The organism is Arsenicibacter rosenii (assembly GCF_001870735.1).
Taxonomy (GTDB): domain Bacteria; phylum Bacteroidota; class Bacteroidia; order Cytophagales; family Spirosomataceae; genus Arsenicibacter; species Arsenicibacter rosenii.
In genome coordinates this window covers 1-2177 of sequence record NZ_MORL01000105.1, presented here as the reverse complement: position 1 = coordinate 2177, position 2177 = coordinate 1, and the positions used below count along the sequence as shown (strand labels likewise).

Genomic DNA, 2177 nt, shown 5'->3' with positions numbered 1-2177 from the left:
GTGGCCGTCAGGCTGGCAATAGACAGGGTAGCCCCGGTGGTGCCGTTCGACCACGCAATAGTACCATTAGAGCAGCCTAAAGCTACGAGTGTTGCTGACGAACCCGCACAAACCGTCGTTGAGGTAGCCGTCAGGTTGGCTGGTGGCAAAGTTGTGATCGTGATACTGGCCGTTGTGAAGCAGCCAGGGCCGGTCGTACAGGTTGCCGAATACGTTTGTGAGCTATTCATCGGCATCACTGTGATCGTATTACCAGCGCCATTGGTACTCCATGCTACATTCCCCGCACAACCGGTTGCCGACAGGCTTACCGGCGAACCAGCGGTCACGAAAGTGTTGCTCGCCTGGATGCTGATGGCCGGTTTCGGATAAACCGTGACCGTACCGACTGCCGATGCCGTTGAGCCTGCCGGTGTCGAACAGATGGCGGTATAGCTGGTCGTTGCGGTTAAACTGCCGATAGACAGGGTAGCGCCGGTGGTGCCGTTTGACCAGGCGATGGTGCCGCTGCTGCAACCGGTGGCCACCAGCGTGGCCGACGAACCGTAGCAGATGGCCGTTGACGAGGCGGTTACGCTGGCCGGTGGCAATGTATTAATGGTAATACTAGCGGTCGTGAAGCAATTCACGCCTGTTGTACAGGTCGCCGAATAGGTCTGTGTCGTGTTCGCTGGCGTGACCGAAATAACCGAAGTCGTCTGATTCGTAGACCAGCGAATCGTACCCACACAACCCGTTGCGGTGATGCTGACCGGCGTACTGGCAGTTACCAGTGTCTTGCTGGCCTGTAGGGTCAGCACCGGTTTCGGATTCACCGTGACCGTACCGACTGCCGAAGTAGCTGAACCGGTCGGGGTCGAGCAGGTGGCGGTATAGCTGGTGGTCGCTGTCAGGCTGGCAATAGACAGGGTCGCACCGGTGGTGCCGTTTGACCAGACGATGGTGCCGTTGGCACAACCCGACGCGGTCAGTGTGGCCGACGAGCCATAACAGATCGTAGCCGATGAAACCGTAATGCTGGCCGGTGGCAGGGTGTTAACGGTGATGCTGGCCGTGGTGAAACAGTTGACTCCTGTTGTACAGGTCGCCGAGTAGGTCTGTGTTGTGTTGGCTGGCGTCACCGAAATAACCGAAGTCGTCTGAGCCGTGCTCCAGCGAATCGTACCCACACAGCCAATGGCTGACAGACTAACCGGTGTACCGGCAGTGACGAAGGTAGCGCTGGCGTTGATCGACAGCACCGGTTTCGGATTTACCGTTACTGTGCCGACTGCCGAAGTAACCGAACCGGTTGGCGTCGAACAGGTGGCGGTATAGCTGGTGGTGGCCGTCAGGCTGGCAATAGACAGGGTCGCACCGGTGGTGCCGTTCGACCAGACGATGGTCCCGTTGGCACAACCCGACGCGGTCAGTGTGGCCGACGAGCCATAACAGATCGTAGCCGATGAAACCGTAATGCTGGCCGGTGGCAGGGTGTTAACGGTGATGCTGGCCGTGGTGAAACAGTTGACTCCTGTTGTACAGGTCGCCGAGTAGGTCTGTGTTGTGTTGGCTGGCGTCACCGAAATAACCGAAGTCGTCTGAGCCGTGCTCCAGCGAATCGTACCCACACAGCCAATGGCTGACAGACTAACCGGTGTACCGGCAGTGACGAAGGTAGCGCTGGCGTTGATCGACAGCACCGGTTTCGGATTTACCGTTACTGTGCCGACTGCCGAAGTAACCGAACCGGTTGGCGTCGAACAGGTGGCGGTATAGCTGGTGGTGGCCGTCAGGCTGGCAATAGACAGGGTCGCACCGGTGGTGCCGTTCGACCAGGCAATGGTCCCGTTGGCACAACCCGACGCGGTCAGTGTGGCCGACGAGCCGTAACAGATCGTAGCCGATGAAACCACGATACCGGCTGGAGGAGTCGTATTAATCGTAATGGTTGCCGTGGTGAAACAGCCCGGACCCGTTGTGCAGGTTGCCGAATACGTCTGGGTGCTGTTAGCCGGCGTCACCGAAATAACCGGTGTTGTCTGAGTCGTGCTCCAGCGTACGGTTCCGGTACAGCCAATCGCTGACAGACTCACAGGCGTGTTGACCGTCACAAACGTTGCGCTGGCGTTGAGGCTCAGCAGCGGCTGTGGGTTAACGGTGACCGTACCGACCGCAAACGTGGTTTGGGTAACGGT

General features: G+C 58.7%; 1 protein-coding gene. It reads right to left on the bottom strand.

Annotated features, from left to right (window positions below):
* Window positions 1-2177, bottom strand: a 2177-nt coding sequence (locus BLX24_RS33025; RefSeq protein ID WP_374755027.1) for a beta strand repeat-containing protein, incomplete at both ends; no start/stop codon positions are given.